Origin of the sequence: Bacillus sp. ISL-41 (assembly GCF_018613235.1) — a bacterium.
Lineage (GTDB): Bacteria > Bacillota > Bacilli > Bacillales > Cytobacillaceae > Mesobacillus.
Genome location: NZ_JAGGQP010000029.1, coordinates 68,813 through 93,271 on the forward strand (window position 1 = coordinate 68,813; position 24,459 = coordinate 93,271).

Here is a 24,459-nt window from a genome sequence, read left to right on the forward strand (position 1 = left end):
TCGCTCCCTTTGTTAGATAATTAGTAACCAAATATATAGTCCTACAAGTGTAATGAACAAAGTAGGAATGGTTAAAATGATTCCTGTTTTAAAATAAGTGCCCCATGAAATTTTTACGCCTTTCAAAGAAAGAACGTGGAGCCATAGTAGTGTTGCCAATGAACCAATCGGAGTAATCTTCGGACCCAAATCAGACCCAATGACATTTGCGTAAATAAGTGCTTCGCGGATTACTCCTGTTGTGTTAGTATCTGCAATCGCCAAAGCGTCTATCATGACTGTTGGCATATTGTTCATGACTGAAGATAAAATCGCTGCAATAAAGCCCATACCGATTGTAGCAACAAACAAGCCCTGATCAGCCGCAGCCTGGATAAAATCTGCAAGGATATTAGTCAAACCAGCGTTACGCAGTCCGTAAACAACTACGTACATTCCAATCGAGAAGAAAACGATTGCCCACGGTGCTCCTTTTACTACATTTGAAGTGTGGACTGCAGGGCTTCTTCTAGCCATTATCAAAAAGAAAATGGCAACAATACCGGCTATAAACGATACCGGGATGTTCAGGAATTCACTTGCGAAATAACCGACAAGCAGGATTCCCAATACAATCCATGATAAGCGGAACATTTTCATATCCTTGATTGCTTCTACCGGCTTCTTCAAATCAGACATCTCATAGTTCTTTGGGATGCTTTTACGGAAGAATAAATATAGAACCAAAATACTTGCTGCTAAAGAGAAGAAGTTTGGCACGATCATTCGAGAAGCATATTCGACGAATCCAATATCAAAGAAATCGGCGGAGACTATATTTACCAAGTTACTTACTACTAATGGCAATGAAGTCGTATCGGCAATGAATCCACTCGCGATGATAAAAGGGAACACCATTTTTTCTTCAAATTTCAGATTCCGCACCATCGCCAAAACAATTGGTGTCAAAATCAAGGCCGCCCCATCGTTCGCAAACAACGCGGCTACGGCTGCACCCAGCAGGGACACGTAAACAAACATCTTAATACCGTTGCCTTTTGCAGCTCGTGCCATGTGCAATGCAGACCATTCAAAAAATCCAATTTCGTCTAAAATGAGGGAAATAATAATGATAGCGATAAATGCTAGTGTCGCATTCCATACAATCCCGGTAACATCAATAACGTCCTGGAAATCGACAACCCCAAAGATTAGGGCCAAAATCGCTCCACCTACCGCTGACCAGCCAATTCCCAGCCCTTTAGGCTGCCATATTACCAAAGTCAGTGTCACAAGGAAGATAAGTGACGCTATAATTGCTAATGACAATTTCAAACACCTCCGTTATTCACAAGAAATTCGTTTACCTTGCTTTTCAAGTTCTGTTAATTTTTCTTCCTGACTAGGCAGTGCATTTAAAAGCAATTGTACAAAATCAAATTGCTCATACTCCTGATTAAGCGAGTAAAAGATCCATTGTCCTCTCCTGCTTTCTTTTACCAAACCAGCATCCTTTAATTTTCGGATATGCTGGCTGATAGCCGGCTGACTTGTATCGAAAATCTCTACAAATTCACAAACACAGCAATCATGGTCGGCTAGGATCTTCACCATAGTTAATCTTGTTTTGTCACCGAGAAGCTTTAGCAAAGCTGCAGCATGTTCAATATCTATACTTTGTTTTATCATCGCACATTACCTCCATCACGGAATCATAATATAATAATACACTTATATAATCAAGTGATTATATGTAAAATAAATATTAAGCTAATGTAAATTTTCTAATTGTTAGTTTGCTCCCAACAAACTGTTTTATGAACTTGAAAATTATTTAAAGAACTAAGATATAATTACATCATAAACATTTAAGCTATTGGTGTATTGTCGTCAGTTTTTATTGGAAGGATTAGTAGATACTTTAAAAGGAAAGCCAAAAAGTAAATTGGTTTAGGAAGTGATTAGAATTTTACATGCAATTATATTGTTTTTATTTGCTGGTTTAGCTGAAATTGGCGGAGGCTACTTAATTTGGCTATGGCTAAGAGAAGGAAAACCATATTACTGGGGATTAGCTGGCGGGATTGCCTTAGCTCTCTACGGTGTTATAGCGACATTTCAGACATTTCCATCATTCGGCAGAGTTTATGCGGCTTATGGTGGAGTGTTTATTGTCTTATCCGTTTTATGGGGATGGGGAATTGATAAAAAAACACCTTATTTATACGATTGGTTAGGTGCAGGAATATGTATTCTTGGCGTTTCAGTAATGTTATTTTCACCACGCCACTAGAAGGAGAATCTTTGATGGTCATACAAGCTAATATGTCACCAAGAGCAATTGTCGATGTTTGGGAAAATACAGCAGTTGTTTTTACAAAGTATAATATTCCTCTTGTAAATCAATCTTTGGAAACTCTGGTCAACAATGACCTTTTGGTTTTGCTGCTTCAAGAACTAAATTCTATTGTAGGAAGTTCTACTGCAACTTGTATTGAAGGGGGCTGACAAATGCCTTTAAAAGAAGAGTAGGTTACTCTTTACTTAACATCCTTAAAACAACGTCCACTTGATCCATAGTAGTAAAGTGAAAGAAAAGCGCTTAGAATTAGAAAAATTTAAGCGCTTTTTCACTATAGTTCTTTTTTGGTAGATTTAAACTAAGACAGCATCTTTTTCAATTCATTGATAGTAAGCAACTTCCCCGCGGAAACCACATTCCCGTCAATTACTAATGCAGGTGTGCTCATCACTTTGTATTTCATGATTTCCTTGATTTCCTCTACTTTTTCCACTTCAGCTTCCAACTGTAAATCTTTTACTGCTTCACGTGTGTTTTTTTCAAGCTCCTGGCATTTTTTGCATCCTGTACCTAGTATTTTAATATTCATCATTATTTCCTCCTCATAATTATAGAATTGCGTTAAAACCATACCCAATCAGGATGATTCCTGTGGATACAACGCCAACAAATACAGCAATCAGCTTTGGTTTGATAACCTTCCTAAGCAAAATCATTTCCGGCAGGGACAGGGCGGTGATGGCCATCATGAAGGCCAGCGCTGTACCTGCTCCTACACCTTTGTTTAATAATGCTTCGACTATAGGCAGGGAACCGACGGCATTAGAATAAAGGGGCACGCCTAAAATCGTTGCAATCGGAACCGCGAAGAAATTGCCTTCTCCGGCATATTTGACTAGCAAATCCTGCGGGGCATATCCGTGGATGAACGCCCCGATGCCAATCCCGATCAAGAGATAGAGCCAAATCTTCTGTACCGTTTCCACTACATTCCGGGCAGCGAAAGTCGTTCTTTCCTTAAGTTCATCCCAAGTGAACACTGCTTTAATTTTTTCAACAAACGTTTTGGTTTCTCCCTCTGGCATGTGAATTCGTTCCTGGCCAGCCGCGATTTCATAAACATATGATTCCACATGTTTTTCCATCTTCAGCTTGCCAATGATGGCACCCGCCACGATTGCCAGAGTCATACCGGCAAGCACATAAATCAATGCTACTTTCCAGCCGAAAATGGAAAACAGCATGACAAGCGAGATTTCATTAACGATTGGCGATGAAATCAAGAACGTAAAGGTGATGCCTAAAGGGATTCCTGCTTCGACAAAGCCGATAAATAAAGGTACCGTCGAACAGGAGCAGAACGGCGATAGCACTCCAAGAAAAGCCGCCATCACACTGGCTGCTCCCTTCCTTCTGCCTTCCAGCCATTCCTTTACTTTTTCAGGTGGGAAAAAGCTCCTGATGAATGAAATTGCGAAAATCATCACCGCGAGCAAAAATAAAATTTTCGTCGTGTCGTAAATGAAAAAGTGGAGTGCACCGCCAAGTCTTGAGGACAGCTCCATGTTCATGACATCGACGACCAACCAATTGGCCAGTTCATTAAACATTCAGATCGCCTTCTTTTATATACGGAATCAGAGGTGCCAGCCTTTCTTTATCCAGACTGTAGACAGTGAACTTACCTTCTTTTCTTGATTGGATGATCTTACCCTTTTCCATGATCTTCAAATGATGACTGATTGTTGAGGATGCTCCCGACAAGCCATCGACAATTTCACACATGCAAAGATCCTCGAACCATAACAAGCCCATGATTTTAATTCGGGTCTCATCTCCGAGCGCCTTGAAAAACGATGCCGTTCTTTCAAGCTCTTCCTCAGCATTCACGAGCGGGAATTCTTCCTTAACCCCATCAATAATTCTCTTCATGCTGTCAGACGATTTTAATTCCCATCCTGTTCTGCAAGTCATAAACTGCACCTCCCACTTTTATCTTATAACTATTTTTCTAGTTTTGTAGTTTTGTTTTTGAACACTTTATGACATGTAAAAGCCGGCAGCGATTTTTTCACTGCCGGCAATGGTATTGTCTCAATCATAAGAAATCAGGTTATGCTTAATCGCATATTTAACAAGGCCGGATCTTTTCGTTGCCCCAATCTTCTCCATGATCCTCGTTTTATAGGTTTCCACCGTTTTGATGGATACGAACAATTCCTCACTGATCTCCCTCTGCGTATAGCCCAGGGCAATTAATTTCAATACCTCAGTCTCACGCTGGCTAAGGTGGGGTTTATCCATTTCTGACCCTTCGACTTTCTCATCTGACTGCTTATAGAGATAAGGAATCAGGGTCGGATAAATATAATGCTCCCCGCTTAACACAATTCTGATTGCGTTGATCAGTTCTGTATCAACCGCTCTTTTTAAGACATAGCCCTGGGCACCGGCTGCCAGCCCTTCCTTCAGATAGGCTTCATCAGAAAACATCGTCAACAGCAGAATCTTAACTTTACTGTTTGATTTCCTGATTTCTTTCGTTGTTTCAATCCCGTCTTTCCCCGGCATGCTGATATCCATGACAATGATATCAGGCTCCATTTCATTCAGTTTTTGCAAAGCTTCTTCGCCGGACTGAGCCTCTCCGATAATCTCGAAGTCACTTTCACTCATCAGGATCGTTTTCAAGCCGGCGCGAAACACAGGATGGTCATCGACTATGAATAATTTAGCTGACATTGACTTCACTCCTATCCGTTAAGAGGGGAACCTTTGCTAAAATTGTCGTTCCCTCGCCAATTGCAGATTCAATATGAAGCGTCCCATTCAAAAGTGCAATTCTTTCATGCATTCCAAGCAGGCCAAGGTGTTCTTTGGAAGGATCATTTCCGAGTACAGACTGGGTATCAAAACCAACACCATCATCTTCAATGACCACCGAAACCTGCTGGCCAGATGAAAGGACAATGATGCTGACGTTTTCTGCTTTTGCGTATTTGGTGATATTGGTGAGCGATTCCTGTACAAGCCTGAAGATTGCTGTTTCCAGTCCCGGATTCAAGGATTTAAAGCTGCCGTTAATCACCAGGTCAGCATCAATATTCGTTGACTTTCTGAATTCCTCAACATACCGTTCAATTGCTACCTTCAGCCCAAATTTATCAAGAATGCTCGGCCTGAGCTGCCACGCCATATGATGGACTTCTTCAATCGTTTGCCGGACGAGCGATCTTAGCGTTTCAATCGTTCTTTGTTTTTGCTTTTCATCGCCTTCTTCCAACAGCTTCAATTCCACCAGCATCGAAGACAAGGAGTGACTCGTTTCATCATGAAGCTCCCTTGCGATTCTCTTCCGCTCATCTTCTTGTACATGAATGATTTTTTCCAATAACATTAGGCGGATTTCTTCTTTTTTCTTGACCTCTTTCCATAGCTCCAGGTTCTCAATTGCTACAGAAAGCTGAGAAGCTAGTGAGGTAAGAATTTTAAGAAATGTTTCATCCAGCCTTGAAGTGCTGCAGATGATGATTTTTCCGATGTCATTTCCTTTCCCTGTTTTCAGTTGGAAGGCGTATACTTCCTTCTCCGACCTTGAGCATGTATAAAGGTCAGAGTTGAAATGGGTGCAACGGATCGCACATGAAGAGGAATGATTAAAGTACCTCTCCTTCGTTTCCTTCCAGTCAATTTCGATGAACGCGCTTTTCAGATCGAGCTCCTGGACCAGCTGCTGAACAAATGACTGAAGCGTTGCCTCTAGCTGGACGTGCTCTTTGAGGTTCTGGGACAAACTATTCAATAAGGTAAGTTCCTTGTTTCGATTTTTTATTTTTTCGATATATACTTCTTTATCCCTTTCCGATTTCTGCAGAGAATCTAGCATTTTGTTGAATGAAGCAGTCAATTTTCCGATCTCATCTTTCGGATAGGTGCGAATCCTTTCTGCTAAGTTTCCCGAATAGACCTTATTGGTCAAATGAACAAGGTTTGAAATCGGGATCGTCAGTATCCTGGTCAGTCCAAAGACAATGATCCCAGATAATAACATGACTCCGATCATCGTGAAAATCATCTGGTTTGTTACCTTCATTAAAGCCTCTTCAAGAGATTGTTCAGTCAACCCCGCCCTAACCGTGCCGCCTAAGTCAGGGAAGATCGGTGAGGCAGAATCCAGGATTACACCCTTGTCAGTAGAAAGCTTCTTACTGCTGGTCTCAAGCATGGAACCTTCAGACTTCACTTGATTTACTTCGATTAGATCCTGGCTGATAAAACCTTTATCTTTAGAGTGGACCACCACTTCACCGTCTTTATTCAGAACGAAGATATATTCAATATCTTCATAGCTATTCATTGTGTCATTAATAAGACTCTGCAATGCGAAAATATTGTGGGTCAGCAGGGGATCCACACTTCTTGAGGCGATATCACTGCTGATCGATTTGGCACGGTCTTCAATTTGCATGGTCAGTGTATTGGATATTGAAATCCGTACGACAATCAGACTGATGACTGTCACCATCAGGACGACGATCAGGACCATTCCATAGATTTTAAGTTCAATCGAAACACTCGATAAAAAATCGATTAACCTTTGCTTTAGCTTTTTCATAGGCTTTCACCCAACAGATATAAATCCTGTCTGATTACTTGATAGTCCTGCTGATTGATTGGGACATACCGATCGACACCCAATTCCTTCAACAATTGCCTTCCCGTGGGGTGATTTGCCAAATTGAATAATATCTCAGAAAAAGTTTCAACTTTTTTGGGGTCGACTTTTTTTGAGGCCACAACCGGCGGCATACCTGCTTCATCTCCCGTTCCGATGACCCTGATGTGCGCACTCAATTCAGGTTCTGTCGCTAGCATCTGGTCAAACATGGCACCATCCACGCTTGCACCATCGACAATCCCCAATTCAACCGCCTTTACCGAATAGTCATGGCTGTAAGTAAAATAAGTTTTACCAAAAAAATGTTCTGAGGTTTCCCCCTTCTTATCCAATTGTCTTAACATACTCAATCTGCCTGTATAAGAATAGGGATCTGTATAAGCAAATCTCTTGCCCTTCAAATCATCCAAGTTCTGATAAGGACTGTTCTGATTGACGATCGTGTACGACTGATATAATGGCCTTCCGTTCACAACCGGCGCTGCTACATCCACAATATATCCTTTTTCCAGACCGATGACATAAGAAAGGGAACATATGAAGGCGAAATCCACTTCACCCCTCCTCAGCATGCTATCCACTTCCTGATATGTCTGCCGCTGGACAATCTCAATTTTCTCACCGATATGGGATTCGATATACTCAAGTAAGTAATCATACTTTGATAGTGAAGCTTTAGGAGATATGACTGAAGCAAGGGCAACAGTGATTTTTTCTTGGTGATGGTCGGTTTCTTTGTATGGAGAAGCTTCCGCTTTATCAGTGTACAGAGTGATGTTGGCTTGCTCGACTCCCTGCTGACAGCCGCTAATCAACAATATTAATAAAATAGGAATCATATAAGCCTTGATTCGCATGTTTTAAACCTCCATCAATGGTGTTGGATACGTTCGTATAAATTATATCGTGGCTACCTTGTGAAAGGAGGCTTCGTACGAAAACAACACAAAATAGACAAAAAAAACAGCCCCAAATTATGGCGCTGCCGGAGTTTATGCATGATCGGTTTTAGCTTCTTTTTTCACTTCTTCTATTTCATCTGCTGCCAGTTCTTTCGTCGCTTTCTTGAATTCCTTTAACGTGTTGCCAACGGCCCTGCCGATTTCCGGCAATTTTTTCGGTCCAAAAATCATCAGCGCCAGAACGAGGATGATAATCAATCCGGGGATACCGATATTCGAAAGCATTTTATTCACATCCTTTATACAGTAATGTTTCGTTCACAATCTTCACAGTATACCGAGGAACTCAAATGCTGCTCACCACATTGGCCACATTCCTTATATTTTCGATAAAATATGGTCTGCTCCTGATTCTCGAGGAATTGTTTTAGATCTATTTCGTCGTCGAGTCTTACCAGTCCTTTTATCCTGCACAGATCGATACATGATTCACAGCCATTGCAGAGCATCGGCTGAAACATAGCCTTGACGGTTACATCGTCCTCAGTAAATTTCAAAGCACCTGTTGCACAAACTCGGGAACATGCTCCACAGCCATTGCATGTTTCAGTAAATGCAAGTTGCATGGTCTTCAGGTTGTCAGAAGTTTGATAGGAATGCAAATCGTTCTTATTTTTATCCAGAATCCGATGATAGACAGTGGCCATTGGGCCTTTTTTTAAGGAAATCCTCAAATTTTCTATTTCCTCATCTTCTGGAATTAGCGGCGAAACAACCTTATTCGTCACCTTTTTCGAGAAAAAAGTGATCAGGTCCCTGCGGGTATAGCTTCTTTCCATTTTATCGCTTTGGCTTTTGTCGTTAAAAGTAACCTCGGCTTCATGAGTGCGCATGCTGTTGAAATTATGAATCGTTTCTTTAATTGAAGTCTTAAGATTAGCATCATACTTGCTGCACTGCCTGCACCTTTCTTCGCGGAACTGCACGTTCACGTGGCTGCTGTTTTTGAATGCGTTAATCAGCAGGCCCGAGTCGAGCTGAGCAAGGCACGAAAGCCTGATATATGACTCATTGCTTCGGTCTTGATCGCAGGAAAAGGAGATAACCTCCCTGCTTGGCATTTCATTGAAATAGGAAAGATATTTCTCATCGTATAAAGCTTCCGATGGACAGACGGACGTACATTTCATGCATTCTGTGCAAGCATCCTCCAACACGCTTAGCCCATTTTCTAGTGATATGGCAGAGACAGGACATACATCAGTGCATTTGCTGCAAGTCGAGAAGCGGTTCCTTGTGCGAACGCAGCGCTGCGAGTCAACCTTCAGTCGCTTTGCTTCAAGCCATTTTGTCATAAGATGATCCACTAATAACATTGTCCTGTCCCTCCAATCCATTTATTACAGTGATGAATAATCCAGCTGGATGAACCTTTCGGTAAGATTGCCGAGAAGTTTATAGATTGCCAGTTCAGCATGCTCTTGAATAGCGGCATTGAATTTCGGGATCCAATGGCTCAGGATTCTATACAAGAACTCTTTTTGCAATTCGAGATACTCTAAATCGCCTGTCTCGATCAGCTTGAAATTCAGATAATACATGAACTCAAACTGGATGCTGATATGATCTGCTGGTTTTGAATGCATCGCCTGGACACAAAGTCCGCCGCGCTGGTAAAACGATTCGATTGTTTGGGTGGACCTTCCCATGACCTCCCACTTATCCTCTAGATAGATAGAGGAGTAAGGAGGTGCCAGGAGTTTAAATGGTCCAACAAACAGTCTGGCGTATTCAATCTCGTAATTTGTAAGTTCCTGATTCCCATCAGCAAATATGCCCTTCATCTCAGCACTAACTTTCAAAAGATTTTCGTCATCACATTCCTTCAATGACTCTCTCAAAAGATGAACGAAAAGACTTAAGTCTTCGCCAGGTTCTTTATACATCAGCGAAAGCAATCGGTATATCTCCGCTCGCATTGAAATGAAAGTATCACTCTGCATCGTGACCATTTAAACCACTCCCTTGCTTTTATCCCCTTACATAAAATACTCTTGGCTTCGTACCTTTTTCCGGTTTCAACACTTGGCTGCTATACTGAGCCAACACCTTGTTGATGTCACTATTCGGATCGTCCAAGTCTCCGAATGTACGCGCATCAGCCGGGCAGGATTCAACACAGTATGGTTTTAAATTATCTTTGATTCTATGGTCACAGAAAGTACATTTCTCAACGATTCCCTTGCTTCTGATGCCTTCATAAGTAAAGGCACGATCCGCATTGTAGTAAGGTAGTTGCTGACCAGTTCTTTCCTGCAGCTCTTTACTGGTTGCGGTGCCGCCCTTGATGGCAGCTGCCGTTTCTTCCCAACGGCGATGAGGTTTGTTTTTATTGAAATTGATGACTCCGTATGGACAAGCTTGCATACAGCTTTTACAGCCAATGCACTTATCCGGGTCATGGAGTGTCAGTCCGTTCTCATCCTTGTACATCGCCTGCGTCGGGCAAACCCTTACACAAGCTGCATCTTCACAGTGATTGCAGAGAGTCGGGACATATTTGTAGTTTACGTTTGGAAAGCTCCCCTTCGTTTCATGGAAGTAATGAGCCCAAAACATTCCGGTATCTACGTTATTCTCATTCTTGCAGGCGATCGAACATCCAGAACAGCCTACACATTTATGCAAATCTATTACCATTCCGTATTTAGTCATTTTTCAAACCTCCAGCAGATTATATTTTCTCGATCTTGATTCGAGCCAGGCCGCCATGACGGGCAGTTGAACCGCTTAAATGTTCGTAATCACTTGGCAGGATTTCGTTATTATTGCCTCCACGGGCAATTTTTTTCTGGTAATCCATCGTCGCGATTCTTCCGTACGCCCAGTGTCCCTGGCCGTAGCACTTGACCGCAACTCCTGGCCGTGTTCCTTCCCACTCTTTTACCGTTACTTCTATGGAGCCCTGGACAGATGTCACCTTAACCTTGTCGCCAGATTTAACACCATATTTCTTACAATCTACTGGATTGATTTTGATAACGTCATCCCATTTTTCATCCCCTGGATCCGCATCCTTGAATTCCTGGTACCAAGTTGTATTAGCGGAGCGGCCTTCACGATTGAGTCGTGAACGGTGTTCCGTAAAGATAAGCGGGAATTCCTTTTCGTCACCATAACGGATCGGTTCTTCATAGTGAGGAACAAATGCAAGATCGCCTCTTGCTTCATACTTCATCGCTTCCATCACTTTGTCGATACTGGTGTTATGGCCCTTCGCATGCTCATCTAACAGGCCTTTCAATGTTTCACTGTAAAACTCGAATTTCGTTGATGCCGTTTCGAAGCCCTCTTCCCAGTGCTTCTTATAAGGTGTCCGTTTCGCGTTCCATACGCCCACGTCCACAAATTCCTGCCAGCTGCTGATTTGGTCACCCTTCTTCTCTTCGGATAGGTGCCAGAGTTTTTTTGATAAAAACTTCGTAGCAACTAAATTGAACTCTTTTTCATTCGTTGCCTTCTTACCTGTTTCCGGATCGACAAATTCATTTCTGTAATAATCGTAAACATTGGAGAAGCCTTTCTTTGCAAGGCTTTCTGCTATCAGCCAGCCAATTTCTGTCTCATCGACCTTGCAATCCCATAGTGGTTCGACCACTGGCTGTTGTATGGAACCGTACGCATTCATGTTTTGCTTGCTCTTTATAACACCCCATCTTTCGAAAAGCTGGTGGCAGGCAGGCAAAACAATGTCAGCATACTGTGTCATTTCCGCCGGGTTAACCGTAATATGGACATAGAACGGGATTTTTTCCATCGCCTTTTCCCATCGCTGTGCTCCGGTACAAGAGAAGACGAAGTTATTCCAATACCCAATTGCCATCTTGATGTCGTAAGGATCCTCATTCAGGATCCCATCGGCCACATTATTCGTGACAACGCCTTTGTGCAGTTCGCCTTTCGCGAAGGCAGGGAACTGAATCCGGCCACGCTGGTCAATTTTCTCGTATTTCTTACCCTTCTTGGCTATCTCGTCAAGATATGCATCCAGTTCCGGTATATCTTGTAATGGCACTTTTTCCCCGCGGTTCGTACCGCCGATATTCTCGATTGAACCTACAAGGGCATTTAACGCATGCGCTCCCATGGAAGTATAACCGCCGCGAATCTGCATCGCAGAACCTGGTGCAAGCCATGAGATGGCTCTTGGCGCTGCTTCGGCGAAGTCCCTGGCTACGCGGTAAATCTGCTCTGCTGGTACACCAGCAATTTCAGCAGCCCACTCAGGCGTGCGTTCCTTCAGTTCAAGATTCCACCATTTAACGATTCCGTATGTCTTGTTTTCAACAAATGATGCTTCATCAACGGCTGATCCTTTTGCGAATAGGTTTTCGCCGTCCTTGAAGTCACCGACAAATTCACGGTTCCAGATTCCTTCTTTTAAAATTACGTGGGCAATGGCTGAAACCAATGCTCCATCCTGACCTGGAATGACTGGCAGCCACTCGTCGGCCTTGGAAGCTGTTGCGGAAAGACGAGGATCGATGACAGCAACTTTTGCCTGATCCAGTACTTTTCCGAACATGCTGATGGCGTGTGGCACCTGTCTGTTTGATGATACTGGATCAGTGCTCCACATAATGACATATCTTGTGTGCTCTAGATCGTAATCACGATAGTCCCAGTAGGCTTCGGTAACATAAGGTCCCAACTTTTCCGCTTCTGCACAAATTGCGCTGTGTGAAATATTGTTCGGCGATCCAAAAATCGTCGGCAATGCTTTATAAAAAATATCAGCAGCGCCTGTATAACGTCCTCTGAGTAACGCAAATTTATGTGTTTCATGATTCTTGCGCAATTCCATCATTTTATCGGTAACCGCATCAATGGCCTCTTCCCAGCTGATTGGCACAAACTTCGGATCTTCGTTGCGGCCTTTTTTTGGATTGGTACGCTTCATCGGAACCTTGACTCGATCCGGATCATACAATTGCTGAATGGCCAGATGTGGTCTTGGACAGATTTTGCCGTGGTTACCTTTGGAGTTAGGATTTCCTCTTACCTTGATCGCCCTGCCATTTTCGACATACACCTGAACAGGACACCATGATGTACATCCCTGGCAGGTTGATGCCAGCCATTTTCCACTTTCAGCTATTTGCTCTTTTTTTTCTGTTTCAGAAAATGCAGTGAGCATTGGTTTATTCGCTGATAAACCCGTAACAGTAGCACCGGTTACTGCAGATGCTTTTATAAAACCTCTACGTGAAATTCCCATTTTGAAAGACCTCCTTTTTCAAATCGATTACAAACCAGCCAGCGGAATCTGGCCTGAATATAGGATGATATGCTTGAATGCATAGCTTCCGATTAAGACAACAGCAGTAAATGCCATCGCTGTATAGAAGTTCATTTTTATCTTTTTCATTGTTGAATAGCTGGCAATTGCAAGCGGGATAATTAGTCCGATCGTTATTACAAGGATCCACCAGTAAACCCCGAAGTGGCTGATTAAATTCTGGTAAGCGATGATTGCTTCTGTTCCAGCCGAGTTAAGGCTGATTCTCCAGGTTAGGATGAGCAATGCCTGAATGGCTACTAGTGAAACTAATAGTTTAGAGTATGTGAAAATCTGAGCATCTGATGATACAGCTGTTTCTGAATACACATCCTTGCTCTTGGTGATGATTGACCTCATGAAAACTGCTTCAGCAACCATCAGGACGCTGCTTCCGGATAGGATTGAGGATACCAGGAACATGACTGGAATCAAGCCGTTTGCCCAGCCAGCAACTCCAAGTGACATAAGCAGAAGTCCGTGATAGATCCCTACAGCCAGTGCAAATACCGAACCAGCAATTACTAATCCTTTAAAAAGTCCCATTTGATAGGCATTTTGTTTATACTTCCATACCACCAAAAAAATCACGAAAGACAGCAAGATGAATATCGTCTGAAGGAAACCTCCCCACGATGTAACGGACGTAGGATTGACATTGATGAATGTCGACAGCATCCGGAATGGCTTACCCAATTCAGTGAGAAGCGCGAACACTCCCAATCCAACTAATACCGGCGCAAGAATAAACCCCAGCCTAGTGACCTTTAATGACTTCTCCTTGAATACCAGACTGAAATAGGCTGCTAGCAGGAAAACTCCGATGCCAACACCGCCAAGAAACAAATCAAGCGCGACACGATAATCCCAATTTGCGTGAAAATCCATTTCCTTGACCTCCTTATCGATTAAATACATTGACTACACTCCTATCATCAGATATTTAGGGCAAAAAAAATATCAGTAAATCCCCTAATCTTTTGTAGGGAATTTACTGACAAAGTTTAGTTACTGCACTCATCGGGCTTTTCACACCAGATGCGCTCTTTTAGTTCATTAAAGGGGATATCCAAAGCATTAGAAAGCAATTCAATGTATTTATCACTCGGGTATACCTTGCTGGATTCAGTGTCTTGTATAAATTTGGGTGATGTCTCCGTTCGGAATGCTAATTCTTCTATCGACATTCCTAACCCTTCTCTGATTATCTGAATGATAAAGCCGTATTCCTTACAAGGATTCCTTAACATTTAATCCTCCTTGATTTTCATATAAGTTAATAATTATATATTAATGCATATTTATTAAGAATTGATTTCACGTGTGTAAATTGTCTGTGAATCACTTCGCCTAACTAGTAAGAAAGCCTGTCAAAATCACTTGACAGGCTTTGAGTCATACTATTCCTCATTTTCCCCTATCGGAGGATTATAGTTGTATTGTGAACGGTCAACTTCAATAAAGTCTTTAGGAGTGTAAAAGCGTAGCAAATCGCCATTTACGACTTTATCTGAGTTTGCCAGCTTTTGTTCTGCTACTTCTTGCAATCTTTTAGCTTCTTCTAATTTATCTTCTGCCAGCAACTGTCCCGTAGACGAGTCATAATATTTGCCATCCGCAGAAGTGATTGTCGGACTGACAAAATCTCCGTTCCTAAAAGGAACTAAATCATCATGCTGTTCTGATAGAATATCGGTACCAAAGTGCACATATTCTTTTGTGTTGATTCCAACCAGATGCAGCAGAGTCGGAAGGAGGTCAATTTGCCCTGCATATTCGTGGTTCACTCCACCTTCCATTCCTGGCACACGAATGAATAATGGAGTCCGCTGCAATCCCGCACTTTCAAACGGTGTAATTTCCTTCCCGATAACTTCCTTCATTGCCTTATTGTGATTATTAGAAATCCCATAGTGATCACCATACATTATGATAATAGAGTTATCATATAAACCCGATTCCTTTAAATATGAAAAAAATTGTTCAAGAGCTTCATCTGCATATCTAGCTGTCTGGAAGTAATTATCGACTATTTTATTACCTGTCGTGTGCTTCTCAAGTGTTGCCTCCTCCTGATCCATTGTAAATGGGAAATGGTGAGTAACCGTAATGAAATTAGCATAGAACGGCTGAGGCAATGATTCCAAATAAGGCGTGGATTGTTCAAAGAACGGTTTATCCATCAATCCATATTCAGCTAAATTAGTTGAGTCCATATCGAAATAACTGGAATCAAAAAACTTATCGTATCCCAAAGATTTATAAATTTCATCCCTGTTCCAAAAGCTCCCTGTATTTCCGTGGAAGACTGCAGATGTGTAGCCCTGCTTTTGGCTTAAGATTGCAGGAGCAGCTTGATAGGTATTTAAACCTTTCGTTGTAAAGGCTGAACCTTGAGGCAATCCATATAACGAATTTGCTACCATGAATTCTGCATCAGCTGTTTTACCTTGAGCTGTTTGATGAAAGAAATTATCAAAGTATAGTGTATTCTCTTCATTCGTTAAGGAATTTAAGAACGGTGTAACCTCTTCACCGTGCAGTTCGTAATCAATAAGGAAATTTTGAATCGACTCCATGTGTACATAGATAACATTCATCCCTTTCCCTGCACCAAAAAATTCAGGGTTTGGCTTAGCATAATTTGATTTTGTAAAGTTTATAATCTCCGTGCTATCATTACTGTCAGCCAAAGCCCTCTGTGCGTGGGCTTTAGTACTCTGGACAGCATCATACACAGTATAATTGTACATCCCTAAATATTTCACAATGTAATTGCGGTCAAATCCTCGGGTCAATAATTGAGGACGATCCATTTCTGCAATTGCTAGATTTATTCCTGATATACTCAAAGCAACCAACATTAACGCAGTTAACCTTCGCGGTGCTATCTTCTTAACTTCAATTCTCTTAAAATTAAATGAAATCAAAGCTAGAATCAATATTACATCCGCAAAAAACAAAACATCGGAAGGTCTTAAAAGTGTTCCAATACTGCCGCTGACATCCCCGAAGTTTTGAGTCTGGGTTAAAGTGGGCAGAGTGATGAAATCATTAAAAAAACGATAATATAAAGCATTGGCAAATAGTAGAACTGACAATAATAAATCAATTAGGATTAATGAAATATACTTTAGTCGTCCTTTAAATAAAAAAGCAAAACCTAAAAATAATATAGAAGAACCCAATGGATTTAAGAACAGCAAAAACTGTTGAATGCTATTTTCAATTCCTAAATTAAATTGTGTTAACTGGACAAAGTATGTCTTTAACCAAAGGAAGACCACTGCAGTTATGAAAAAGAAAGTAAACTTATTTGTTATCTTGTTATTTAACAGCATATTAATCTCTTCCCTTCATTCGGCCTGTGTGTTAAGTTAGTCGTCAAATTAAAAAGAGCAGATTCAATTTCAAAAAGCTTTTCAATAAAAGATAGTTTAACACGTATCTTCCCAAAAATGAACCATTTTGGTACTGGTAATTATCTATATGGTATCATGGTCATATTATTATCGTGGATAATGCGAGGAGTGATTTTAGTGCTAATTGGCTATGCGAGGCCGTATTCAAGTGATCCACACTGTGAAGAGCAATTTAAGCTTCTTACCAACATGAACTGTGACAAAATCATAAGGGATGATCATTTTACATCTAATCAGGGAAAGAATCTTAAAAATATGATGAATAGCCTTAATCCAGGAGACACAATCGTAGTTGTGAAGCTTTTTGCTTTTGCAGATTCTACACGTCATCTAGCAAAATTGTTAAGCGCAATCGAGGATAAAGGAGCTAAATTTTTATCCTTAAAAGAAGATATCGATACAAGCAAAGATATCAAGGGTTCCTTCAAAGACATTATTTATCGTATCGTTGAATTTGAATCAGATATCATTAGTGAAAAAACCAAGAAAGGCTTAAGTGAAGCAAAACAAAAAGGAATCATTCCCGGCAGGCCAAAAATTCCTGACGAAAATGTGAATAGAGCAATAGAAATGTATCAAAGCAAAGAGTACAGCTTATCAGAAATTAAAAATGAAACCGGAATAAGCAAAACTACTTTATACAGATATCTTGAAAAGAAACAATAAATAAGCCGTAAACAGCTAATCATGACCTTTACTTATGTGGTCAAATATTTATTATCTTATTTTGTTTATCATCTTGAGTTTTGCATTTGTTAATACCCGATAAGACGTTCTTTAAACTGAATATTAAAAGCTGCTCTCGCCTTTTTATAAGAGTTAAATCTTTTGCTTTAAATCTTTTAGGAACTGGACTAATGCTTCTCCTGGTTCCTCATTTTGATATACAATGGGGATGATTCCTCGTTCTTTTAATAGCCTTTCTTTAACAGGGTTTGGATCCACTAAAAAAATGTATGAGTTTGGGCGTAAAGATTCGTATCTCGATTCCTCCCATTGTTTTTGTAATTTATATAACATATACCTTATGTTGATATCGGATAAGCTATATCCAATAAACAAAATTGATTTTCCTAAAGAATCGGATCGCAGTTTAATATCTAAAGGTGATTCAAAATCCAGTCTATTAAAAAAACTGGATTCGGTTAAAACGATGGATGAATCGTGATCAAAGTCCCCATGAAACTTGATGATTTGAGGTATATTTTCTTTAATTCTTGCAATGTCCACCATATTTGTAATCTTTATATAGTCCTTTTTATAATAATCGTAAGCATATTCCAGCCATCTATCAAAGTTAGTCGTATAGATAATCGGAAACCCAATTTCTACAATGAGTTTATGAATTTCTGATTGCCCAATATCTATATTAGGATTATGCCACTTACGATCCATCCAACTTCTAAGTTCACCTAAAGAACCCTTTTGATGAAAGTAATATTCAGCTAAGATCAAAAAATCATTATTTCCCCAGGCATTAAGAACTTCTGGGTCGAATCCAAGCTGGCTGGCCATTTCATCAATCAATTCTCCATATGTTGGTAACCCCAAGTTTTTGGATATACCAGAACCCACGAATAGAATGACATTATTATCTTTTATTAAATGACCTAATTCATTTAGCATAAATACACCCCTTCATCAAAGATAATATATAAGAATAAATAAAACTCACAAGAAAGATAATCTACTTTGCGGTTGGGAAACTTCACACAAGCTATACGATGTGGTAAAGAAAAATAATGAAACAAGAAACTGAAAAGGTACCAAAAAACACACTAATTCATTGTTTAGTGTGTTTTTTGCATCGTTTCTTTTATCTCTATATGAATCGGATCCACCCGGTCAAGCAAGAAAGAAGAAGGGTTAGTTCCGTATAATAAAAGTCGATGCATCGGTCTTGTCATTCCTACATAAAGCAACTTTATATCCAGTTCTTTCTCCGAATAAGGTTCCTCGATAGATACCATTAAAACAGCATCAAACTCAAGTCCCTTTGACAAGTATGCGGGTACAATTGAAATTTGGCCTTTGATAAGATCTTCCTGCTCATTCAGGAGCTGAAATGACAAATCGCTTTTTTCCATGACCTTTTTTATCTTACTGCAATCACTTGCCGTTCGACCAATTATCGCAATGGAGTGTAGGTCCACTTCAACTAAGGCTCGAATATCTCTTTCAATCAGGCTTGCCAACTCTTCCTCGTGAGATGGGTTAACCTGTTGAAACACTGGTTTGGGCCCGCTCCTTACTACTGGTTCAACCTGGGGAAGATCTTCATCCATGATGGCCAGAATATCATTCGCAAGTTCCATAATTTCAACAGTGGTACGATAGCTTTTTTGAAGCGTTAAATAATTCGCTTCCGGAAAGATCTGCTCTGTCAGTGGCTCCCAGCTTCTTGTTCCCCGATACGCGTGGATTCCCTGAGCCAAGTCCCCGACGATCGTAAAGAGATTTGTATCAAACCCTTCTTTTAATGCCGCAAATTGAAAATAACTGTAATCCTGGGCTTCATCAATAAAAACACTTTTCATCTTATGCTTTTCATCTAAACCCATTAGCTTTGACTTTAAATAGAAAAGCGGGGCAAGGTCTTCAAGTTCATATGCTTTCTTTCCAAAAATACTTCTCGAATAATTCACGAGCTGTTTAACTTCCTCTTCCGATAAACCATCTGCATAAGTAGCCAATAATCCCTCGGAAGTCATCAATTCTTGATATAAAGTGTAGATATCCTTTTTCTCGAAGTAATTCATATACGTTTTGACAGCGTTCTTAATTGATGATTGAAGCTGCTCGCTTCTTTTTTCTTTTCCATCCATCAAAGAGACGACCTTCTGCCGCCTTTTATCATTATCTTTTATTCCGTATAATGCTTTCTCCAGTGCTTCTTCATACCTTTCCTCGAACCTTGTAAGAATCTGGACCTTTTTTACTTTTACATGGTTGGTTAAAAGCTGCTTTATTTTATCCACCCGGCTATAAACAGGCAGATACCGGTATTCCTTAAGAAATAGTCTTTTTAGTTTTACAGCCTTCATCAATCGGTATTTATCGACAAAGAAATCCTCAGTTGGGGCCAGTACCTTTTCTATATCTCTTATATAAGCATCAAGTACAGCTTTAAATTCCAGTGAACCTTTGAAGGTTGATATTCTGCTCATCAGTTCATCTTTTGCCTTTCCCTCCACTAATGCAAGCAGCTTTTTTTCAGGAGGAATGACCTTAATTTTCTTACCTAGAGCAGATCGAATATAATCCGTAAAAGTAGTCTGGTTGATTTTTCCTACACCTAATTCAGGTAGCACATCAGATATATAGTCAATGAAAAGTCTATTTGGCGCTAAAATCATTAGCTTTTCGGGTCTGAATCGCTCACCGAATGTATACAGAAAATATGAGATGCGGTGAAGGGCAATGGTTGTTTTACCGCTGCCGGCTGCTCCCTGGACAATAATCGGATGCTGAAGGGACGCACGGATGACTTCATTTTGTTCCTTTTGTATTGTCGTGACGATTTCCGTAAGCCTGTTGTCTGCTTTCCCTGACAATGATTTCTGCAGCAATTCGTCATGCGTAGTCAAATCTATATCATGGAAACCCTTCAGCTTTCCTTCCTGAATCTCATATTGCCGCTTTAGGGAAAGATCCCCCTTCCGCTGCTCGCCATTCACTTCATAGCTGACTTCACCCAATCGACCATCGTAATAAACATTTGCAATCGGCGACCTCCAGTCCACGATGATTGGCATCTGGTTTTCTCTATCGTATAAAGATGTTTTACCAATATACAGGACTTCTTCGACCTCATCATCCTGTTTTTTAAAATTGATTCTTGAGAAATAGGGCTTGTTCAATACGCTTTCTAATCGGTCTAACTCATTTTCCGCCAGCTCCAGGAACTTAGCATTCGTTAAAATGTTGATATAACTCAAACTGCTATCGAGGTAATCCAGGTCTTCAAATGCCTGTTTAATGTTTTCTGTAAAAGATTGTTTATTTTCCCTGGACGCTTCAAGGATTGTTCTGATATATAATTTCGTAAACTCCAGACGTTCTACCTCTTTCTGATAATCAGCATGCTTCAGAATTGAGGCTTTGCTTTTTTCAGACATTTGCGGCTCATGACCTCCATTCGTATACATTATTTTTATTGGTGATGTTTTGTTGTTACTGAAGAGAAAGAAGAAAATTGAGGTGTAAAGGGGTTTTAAAAACAACTCGACTATAACATAGTCAGGAATTAGCTGGCAAATCAAAAAAGAGCGCATAAAGCGCCCTTACATGTTTATTTCACGATCATTACTGGACAATTCGCCCTTTTGGCTACCTTATGGCTTACACTACCTAGCATCAGTTCTTGAAGACCATTAAGTCCTCTGCTTCCGATGACAACCAGATCAAATTTGTTTTGATTGGTGTATTCGACCATAGCAGGACCTGGCTCTCCATGAAGGATTTTGATTTCAAAATTAACACCTGAGTTCTTGGCTTTCTGCTCAATGTCCTTTAAACGCTCTTTTCTTTTATCGTTGATATCCGAGGAATTCCAATTGCTAAGGACATCAGACTTTGAGCTGTCACCATCCACCACATAGACGATTTCAATTTTTGAATCTCCCTGGCAATTCGCAATCATGATGGCATGGTCAGCTGCACGCTTGGAGTGTTCAGATCCGTCAGCTGCTAAAAGAATTTTTTGATACATTCCTATCACCTCTTTATTAATGTGAACCCAGTTTATTGGCCAGCTTCTCAGCCAATTCTGAGCTTTCCTGATTCATTCCGGTTACAAGTATCTTCTTTCCGTTTTCCTCAAACTTGTAAACGATTTTGTCGATTGCTGCTACTGCAGAGTCATCCCATAGATGCGATTTGCTCAAATTAATCTCTACAAATTCTACATCCTCTTTATAGTCAAACTTTTTAATGAGTTCCGTCACAGATGCAAAGAACAGTTCCCCTCGGACTTTGTAAATTCTGGTGTTATTTTCAAGGGTACTTTTTACTTCTACTTGGGAAATCTTAGATACAAAGAAGATCGCGCTTAAAAGAATTCCGGTAAAAACACCAATAGCCAAATTATGGGTCAAAACAACGGTCAATACTGTTACTACCATAACAATTGCATCAGTTTTTGGCAATAGATGGAGAGTTTTTAGTGAATTCCAGTCAAAAGTGCTAATGGAAACCATAATCATTACTCCTGCCAGCGCAGCCATCGGGATTTGTACCACTATATCTCCCAGTAGTACAATCAAAAGCATTAAAAAGACACCAGCTACAAAGGATGAAAGCCTTGTTCTTCCACCTGATTTAATATTTATGACAGATTGGCCAATCATAGCACACCCTGCCATACCTCCAAAAAATCCTGTAACAATATTCGCAATCCCCTGTCCTTTACTTTCTGTATTTTTCTCACTTTCCGAGTCTGTCATATCATCAACGATGGTAGCGGTCAATAAAGATTCGAGCAGACCTACTAAAGCAAGTGCAAGTGAGTACGGAAATATAATCATGAGCGTATCGAATGTTAAAGGGATATCAGGAATCAAGAAAATAGGAAGTGTTTTGGTTAAAGACCCCATATCCCCGACAGTCCTCACATCAATACCTATCAAAATGACGATTGCTGTTACAATCACAATAGCGACCAGCGTAGAGGGAATCGCTTTTGTTATGTAAGGTAATAGATAGATAATTAACAATGTTAAACCCGCTAACATATACACCATTATTGGTGCATCCACAAAGTTATCCAGTTGGGACGTGAAAATCAAAATTGCAAGCGCGTTAACGAATCCCACCATGACAGAGCGGGGAATGAATTTCATATATCTCGAAAGTTTAAATACACCAAATAAAATTTGAAGAACACCCGTCAAGATCGTCGCGGCCAATAGATATTGAAGACCATGCTCAGCTACAAGATCAATAAATAGTAAAGCCATAGCCCCTGTTGCTGCTGAGATCATCCCTGGTCTGCCCCCAACAAAAGCAATCACCACAGAGATGGTAAAAGAAGCGTACAAGCCCACCATCGGGTCAACTCCCGCAATGATAGAGAAAGCAATAGCTTCCGGTATTAAGGCAATGGCGACAACTAATCCCGAAAGTATATCTCCTTTAACATTTCCAAACCAAGACTGCAAATAGCTGTTATTTTCCATATCGGCTCCTCCTTCTGTCTTGTTATTTTGTGTATTAAACCAAAAACCATGAGATTAATGAGAAACCAAATTTTACTGCATTTACTCTTTCACTCAAAATGAACAAATTAAACCCCAAAATAAAAACCCAAGTTCGTCATATAGACAATCTTGGGTTTATCTATTTTAGTGACCGGAAAGCTTTGCTCCCGGCTTTTTATGAACTGCCATTTTATCAACTAAGTTCATACTTGCTTCATTTAAGCCAACTAAGCGAACGACCACGCCTGTTGCCCTTAATTTTAAAACGATTTTATCAATTGCTGCTACGGCTGAATCATCCCAAACATGGGCATGGGTGAAATCAATTTCCACCTCATTTACATTTTCATTGAAATCGATCGCATCGATTAGTGCATCAACAGAAGCGAAGAAAACCTGCCCTTTAACTGAATAGATTTTCTTATCTTCTTCCATCAAAGAATCCACATGAACATTTGATATCTTTGCTACAAAGAAAATGGCACTTAGGATGATACCCGCGAAAACACCTTTTGAAAGGTCATGAGTTGCCACAACGGTAACAACTGTTACAACCATTACGATTGAATCAGTAATTGGAGCTTTTGTGACACCTTTTAAAGAACTCCAATCAAACGTACCGATAGAGACCATAATCATAACACCCACTAGAGCTGCCATCGGAATTTGAACGACAATTTTGCCTAGTACAATGATTAAGAACAATAGAACAACGCCAGCCACTAAAGCAGAAAGTCTTCCTTTTCCGCCGGACTTAACATTGATTACGGACTGACCAATCATCGCACACCCAGCCATGCCTCCAAAGAATCCCGTTACAATGTTTGCAATACCCTGACCGCGACTCTCTTTATTCTTATCACTTGCCGTATCAGTCATATCATCAACAATTGATGCTGTAAGGAGAGACTCTAGCAATCCAACAATTGAAAGACCTAAAGCATACGGAAAGATAATGCTTAATGTTTCCATGTTAAAAGGAACATTCGGCATGAAGAAAGATGGCAATGCAGCAGTTAACTCACCCATGTCTCCAACTGACTTAACATCGCTCTTTGTGTAGATAGCAATTACTGTTATAACAATAATGGCAATCAGCGGAGATGGAACAGCTTTTGTCAATCTAGGTAATAGATAAATAATTGCTAATGTACCTGCTACCAGGGCATACATTTGCCATCCCGCACCCGTAAATTGCTCTAATTGAGCCATAAAAATAAGGATTGCTAATGCATTTACGAAGCCAATCATTACCGACCGTGGGATAAACTTCATAAATCTGGCCAATTTAAATACACCAAAAAGGATTTGAATGACACCTGTTAAGATTGTGGCAGCAAACAAATACTGTAACCCATGATCGGCTACTAAAGTGACCATCAATAACGCCATTGCTCCTGTTGCACCAGAAATCATTCCAGGTCTGCCACCAATGAATGCAATCACTACTGCGATGCTAAAAGAAGCATACAAACCTACCATTGGATCAACGCCAGCAATTATTGAAAATGCAATCGCTTCGGGAATCAATGCTAGGGCTACGACTATACCCGCAAGTATGTCTCCCTTAAGATTTCCGAACCACTGCTGTTTAATTGTATTAATGTTCAAAAAAACACTCCTTTATTATTTAAATTTTTA

The 24,459-nt window shown here is 40.5% G+C and carries 24 protein-coding genes; 3 read left to right on the plus strand and 21 right to left on the minus strand.

What is annotated here, in order from left to right; translation table 11 throughout:
* Window positions 1-12: 12 nt before the first annotated feature.
* Window positions 13-1,308: an arsenic transporter gene (locus J7I80_RS14500; protein ID WP_214739048.1), complete on the minus strand. Its 1,296-nt coding sequence runs from the start codon at window positions 1,306-1,308 to the stop codon at window positions 13-15.
* A 15-nt stretch (window positions 1,309-1,323) separates the two neighbouring features.
* Complete coding sequence (locus J7I80_RS14505; RefSeq protein WP_214739049.1) at window positions 1,324-1,668, minus strand: ArsR/SmtB family transcription factor; 345 nt, start codon at window positions 1,666-1,668, stop codon at window positions 1,324-1,326.
* A gap of 277 nt (window positions 1,669-1,945) precedes the next feature.
* Between J7I80_RS14505 and J7I80_RS14510 the strand changes: the two genes are divergently transcribed.
* Window positions 1,946-2,272, plus strand: coding sequence for a YnfA family protein (locus J7I80_RS14510; protein WP_214739225.1), 327 nt, complete (start codon window positions 1,946-1,948; stop codon window positions 2,270-2,272).
* A gap of 14 nt (window positions 2,273-2,286) precedes the next feature.
* Window positions 2,287-2,487, plus strand: a complete 201-nt coding sequence (locus J7I80_RS14515) for a hypothetical protein (RefSeq protein ID WP_214739050.1) — start codon at window positions 2,287-2,289, stop codon at window positions 2,485-2,487.
* A 152-nt stretch (window positions 2,488-2,639) separates the two neighbouring features.
* Here J7I80_RS14515 and J7I80_RS14520 read toward each other — a convergent pair whose 3' ends face one another.
* The 14 genes from J7I80_RS14520 to ltaS form a co-directional block, all read right to left on the minus strand.
* The gene (locus J7I80_RS14520; RefSeq protein WP_214739051.1) at window positions 2,640-2,870 is read right to left on the minus strand and encodes a thioredoxin family protein; all 231 of its coding nucleotides are present in this window, start codon (window positions 2,868-2,870) and stop codon (window positions 2,640-2,642) included.
* Between the two features lie 19 nt (window positions 2,871-2,889).
* Window positions 2,890-3,891 (minus strand): permease, encoded by a 1,002-nt coding sequence (locus tag J7I80_RS14525; protein WP_214739052.1) that lies wholly within the window; start codon window positions 3,889-3,891, stop codon window positions 2,890-2,892.
* A complete protein-coding gene (locus J7I80_RS14530; RefSeq protein ID WP_214739053.1) occupies window positions 3,884-4,255 on the minus strand; it encodes an ArsR/SmtB family transcription factor in 372 nt (123 codons plus the stop codon). Before J7I80_RS14530 ends, J7I80_RS14525 begins: the two co-directional genes overlap by 8 nt.
* A 120-nt stretch (window positions 4,256-4,375) precedes the next feature.
* Complete coding sequence (locus tag J7I80_RS14535; RefSeq protein ID WP_214739054.1) at window positions 4,376-5,023, minus strand: response regulator transcription factor; 648 nt, start codon at window positions 5,021-5,023, stop codon at window positions 4,376-4,378.
* The gene (locus J7I80_RS14540) at window positions 5,013-6,896 is read right to left on the minus strand and encodes a histidine kinase (RefSeq protein ID WP_214739055.1); all 1,884 of its coding nucleotides are present in this window, start codon (window positions 6,894-6,896) and stop codon (window positions 5,013-5,015) included. Before J7I80_RS14540 ends, J7I80_RS14535 begins: the two co-directional genes overlap by 11 nt.
* A complete protein-coding gene (locus tag J7I80_RS14545) occupies window positions 6,893-7,816 on the minus strand; it encodes a substrate-binding domain-containing protein (RefSeq protein WP_214739056.1) in 924 nt (307 codons plus the stop codon). The genes J7I80_RS14540 and J7I80_RS14545 overlap by 4 nt, the downstream gene beginning before the upstream one ends.
* Before the next feature lie 135 nt (window positions 7,817-7,951).
* The gene (locus J7I80_RS14550; RefSeq protein WP_023625864.1) at window positions 7,952-8,146 is read right to left on the minus strand and encodes a twin-arginine translocase TatA/TatE family subunit; all 195 of its coding nucleotides are present in this window, start codon (window positions 8,144-8,146) and stop codon (window positions 7,952-7,954) included.
* Between the two features lie 14 nt (window positions 8,147-8,160).
* The gene (locus J7I80_RS14555) at window positions 8,161-9,237 is read right to left on the minus strand and encodes a 4Fe-4S dicluster domain-containing protein (RefSeq protein WP_214739057.1); all 1,077 of its coding nucleotides are present in this window, start codon (window positions 9,235-9,237) and stop codon (window positions 8,161-8,163) included.
* 24 nt (window positions 9,238-9,261) lie between these two features.
* A complete protein-coding gene (locus J7I80_RS14560; RefSeq protein ID WP_214739058.1) occupies window positions 9,262-9,873 on the minus strand; it encodes a TorD/DmsD family molecular chaperone in 612 nt (203 codons plus the stop codon).
* A 19-nt stretch (window positions 9,874-9,892) separates the two neighbouring features.
* Window positions 9,893-10,576 carry a 4Fe-4S dicluster domain-containing protein gene (locus J7I80_RS14565; protein ID WP_214739059.1) on the minus strand — a complete coding sequence of 228 codons (684 nt, stop codon included), beginning with the start codon at window positions 10,574-10,576 and terminating at the stop codon, window positions 9,893-9,895.
* A gap of 19 nt (window positions 10,577-10,595) precedes the next feature.
* The gene (locus tag J7I80_RS14570) at window positions 10,596-13,139 is read right to left on the minus strand and encodes a molybdopterin-dependent oxidoreductase (RefSeq protein ID WP_214739060.1); all 2,544 of its coding nucleotides are present in this window, start codon (window positions 13,137-13,139) and stop codon (window positions 10,596-10,598) included.
* 27 nt (window positions 13,140-13,166) lie between these two features.
* Window positions 13,167-14,117 carry an NrfD/PsrC family molybdoenzyme membrane anchor subunit gene (nrfD, locus tag J7I80_RS14575; RefSeq protein WP_251027778.1) on the minus strand — a complete coding sequence of 317 codons (951 nt, stop codon included), beginning with the start codon at window positions 14,115-14,117 and terminating at the stop codon, window positions 13,167-13,169.
* A gap of 86 nt (window positions 14,118-14,203) precedes the next feature.
* Window positions 14,204-14,449 (minus strand): helix-turn-helix domain-containing protein, encoded by a 246-nt coding sequence (locus tag J7I80_RS14580; protein ID WP_214739061.1) that lies wholly within the window; start codon window positions 14,447-14,449, stop codon window positions 14,204-14,206.
* 150 nt (window positions 14,450-14,599) lie between these two features.
* Window positions 14,600-16,540: a lipoteichoic acid synthase gene (gene ltaS / locus J7I80_RS14585; RefSeq protein WP_214739062.1), complete on the minus strand. Its 1,941-nt coding sequence runs from the start codon at window positions 16,538-16,540 to the stop codon at window positions 14,600-14,602.
* Between the two features lie 198 nt (window positions 16,541-16,738).
* On the opposite strand from ltaS, the gene J7I80_RS14590 reads away from it, so the two are divergent.
* Window positions 16,739-17,287, plus strand: coding sequence for a recombinase family protein (locus J7I80_RS14590; protein WP_214739063.1), 549 nt, complete (start codon window positions 16,739-16,741; stop codon window positions 17,285-17,287).
* Window positions 17,288-17,440: 153 nt separating this feature from the next.
* On the opposite strand, the gene J7I80_RS14595 is transcribed toward J7I80_RS14590, so the two are convergent.
* The 5 genes from J7I80_RS14595 to J7I80_RS14615 all read right to left on the minus strand — a co-directional run bounded on the left by J7I80_RS14595 (window position 17,441) and on the right by J7I80_RS14615 (window position 24,429).
* The gene (locus J7I80_RS14595; protein ID WP_214739064.1) at window positions 17,441-18,247 is read right to left on the minus strand and encodes an SIR2 family protein; all 807 of its coding nucleotides are present in this window, start codon (window positions 18,245-18,247) and stop codon (window positions 17,441-17,443) included.
* A gap of 164 nt (window positions 18,248-18,411) precedes the next feature.
* Window positions 18,412-20,739, minus strand: a complete 2,328-nt coding sequence (helD, locus tag J7I80_RS14600) for an RNA polymerase recycling motor HelD (protein ID WP_214739065.1) — start codon at window positions 20,737-20,739, stop codon at window positions 18,412-18,414.
* A gap of 173 nt (window positions 20,740-20,912) precedes the next feature.
* The gene (locus tag J7I80_RS14605) at window positions 20,913-21,332 is read right to left on the minus strand and encodes a universal stress protein (RefSeq protein WP_214739066.1); all 420 of its coding nucleotides are present in this window, start codon (window positions 21,330-21,332) and stop codon (window positions 20,913-20,915) included.
* Window positions 21,333-21,348: 16 nt separating this feature from the next.
* Window positions 21,349-22,797, minus strand: a complete 1,449-nt coding sequence (locus J7I80_RS14610) for a SulP family inorganic anion transporter (RefSeq protein ID WP_214739067.1) — start codon at window positions 22,795-22,797, stop codon at window positions 21,349-21,351.
* Between the two features lie 165 nt (window positions 22,798-22,962).
* On the minus strand, window positions 22,963-24,429 hold the full coding sequence (locus tag J7I80_RS14615) for a SulP family inorganic anion transporter (protein WP_214739068.1): 1,467 nt from the start codon (window positions 24,427-24,429) through the stop codon (window positions 22,963-22,965).
* Window positions 24,430-24,459 lie beyond the last annotated feature (30 nt).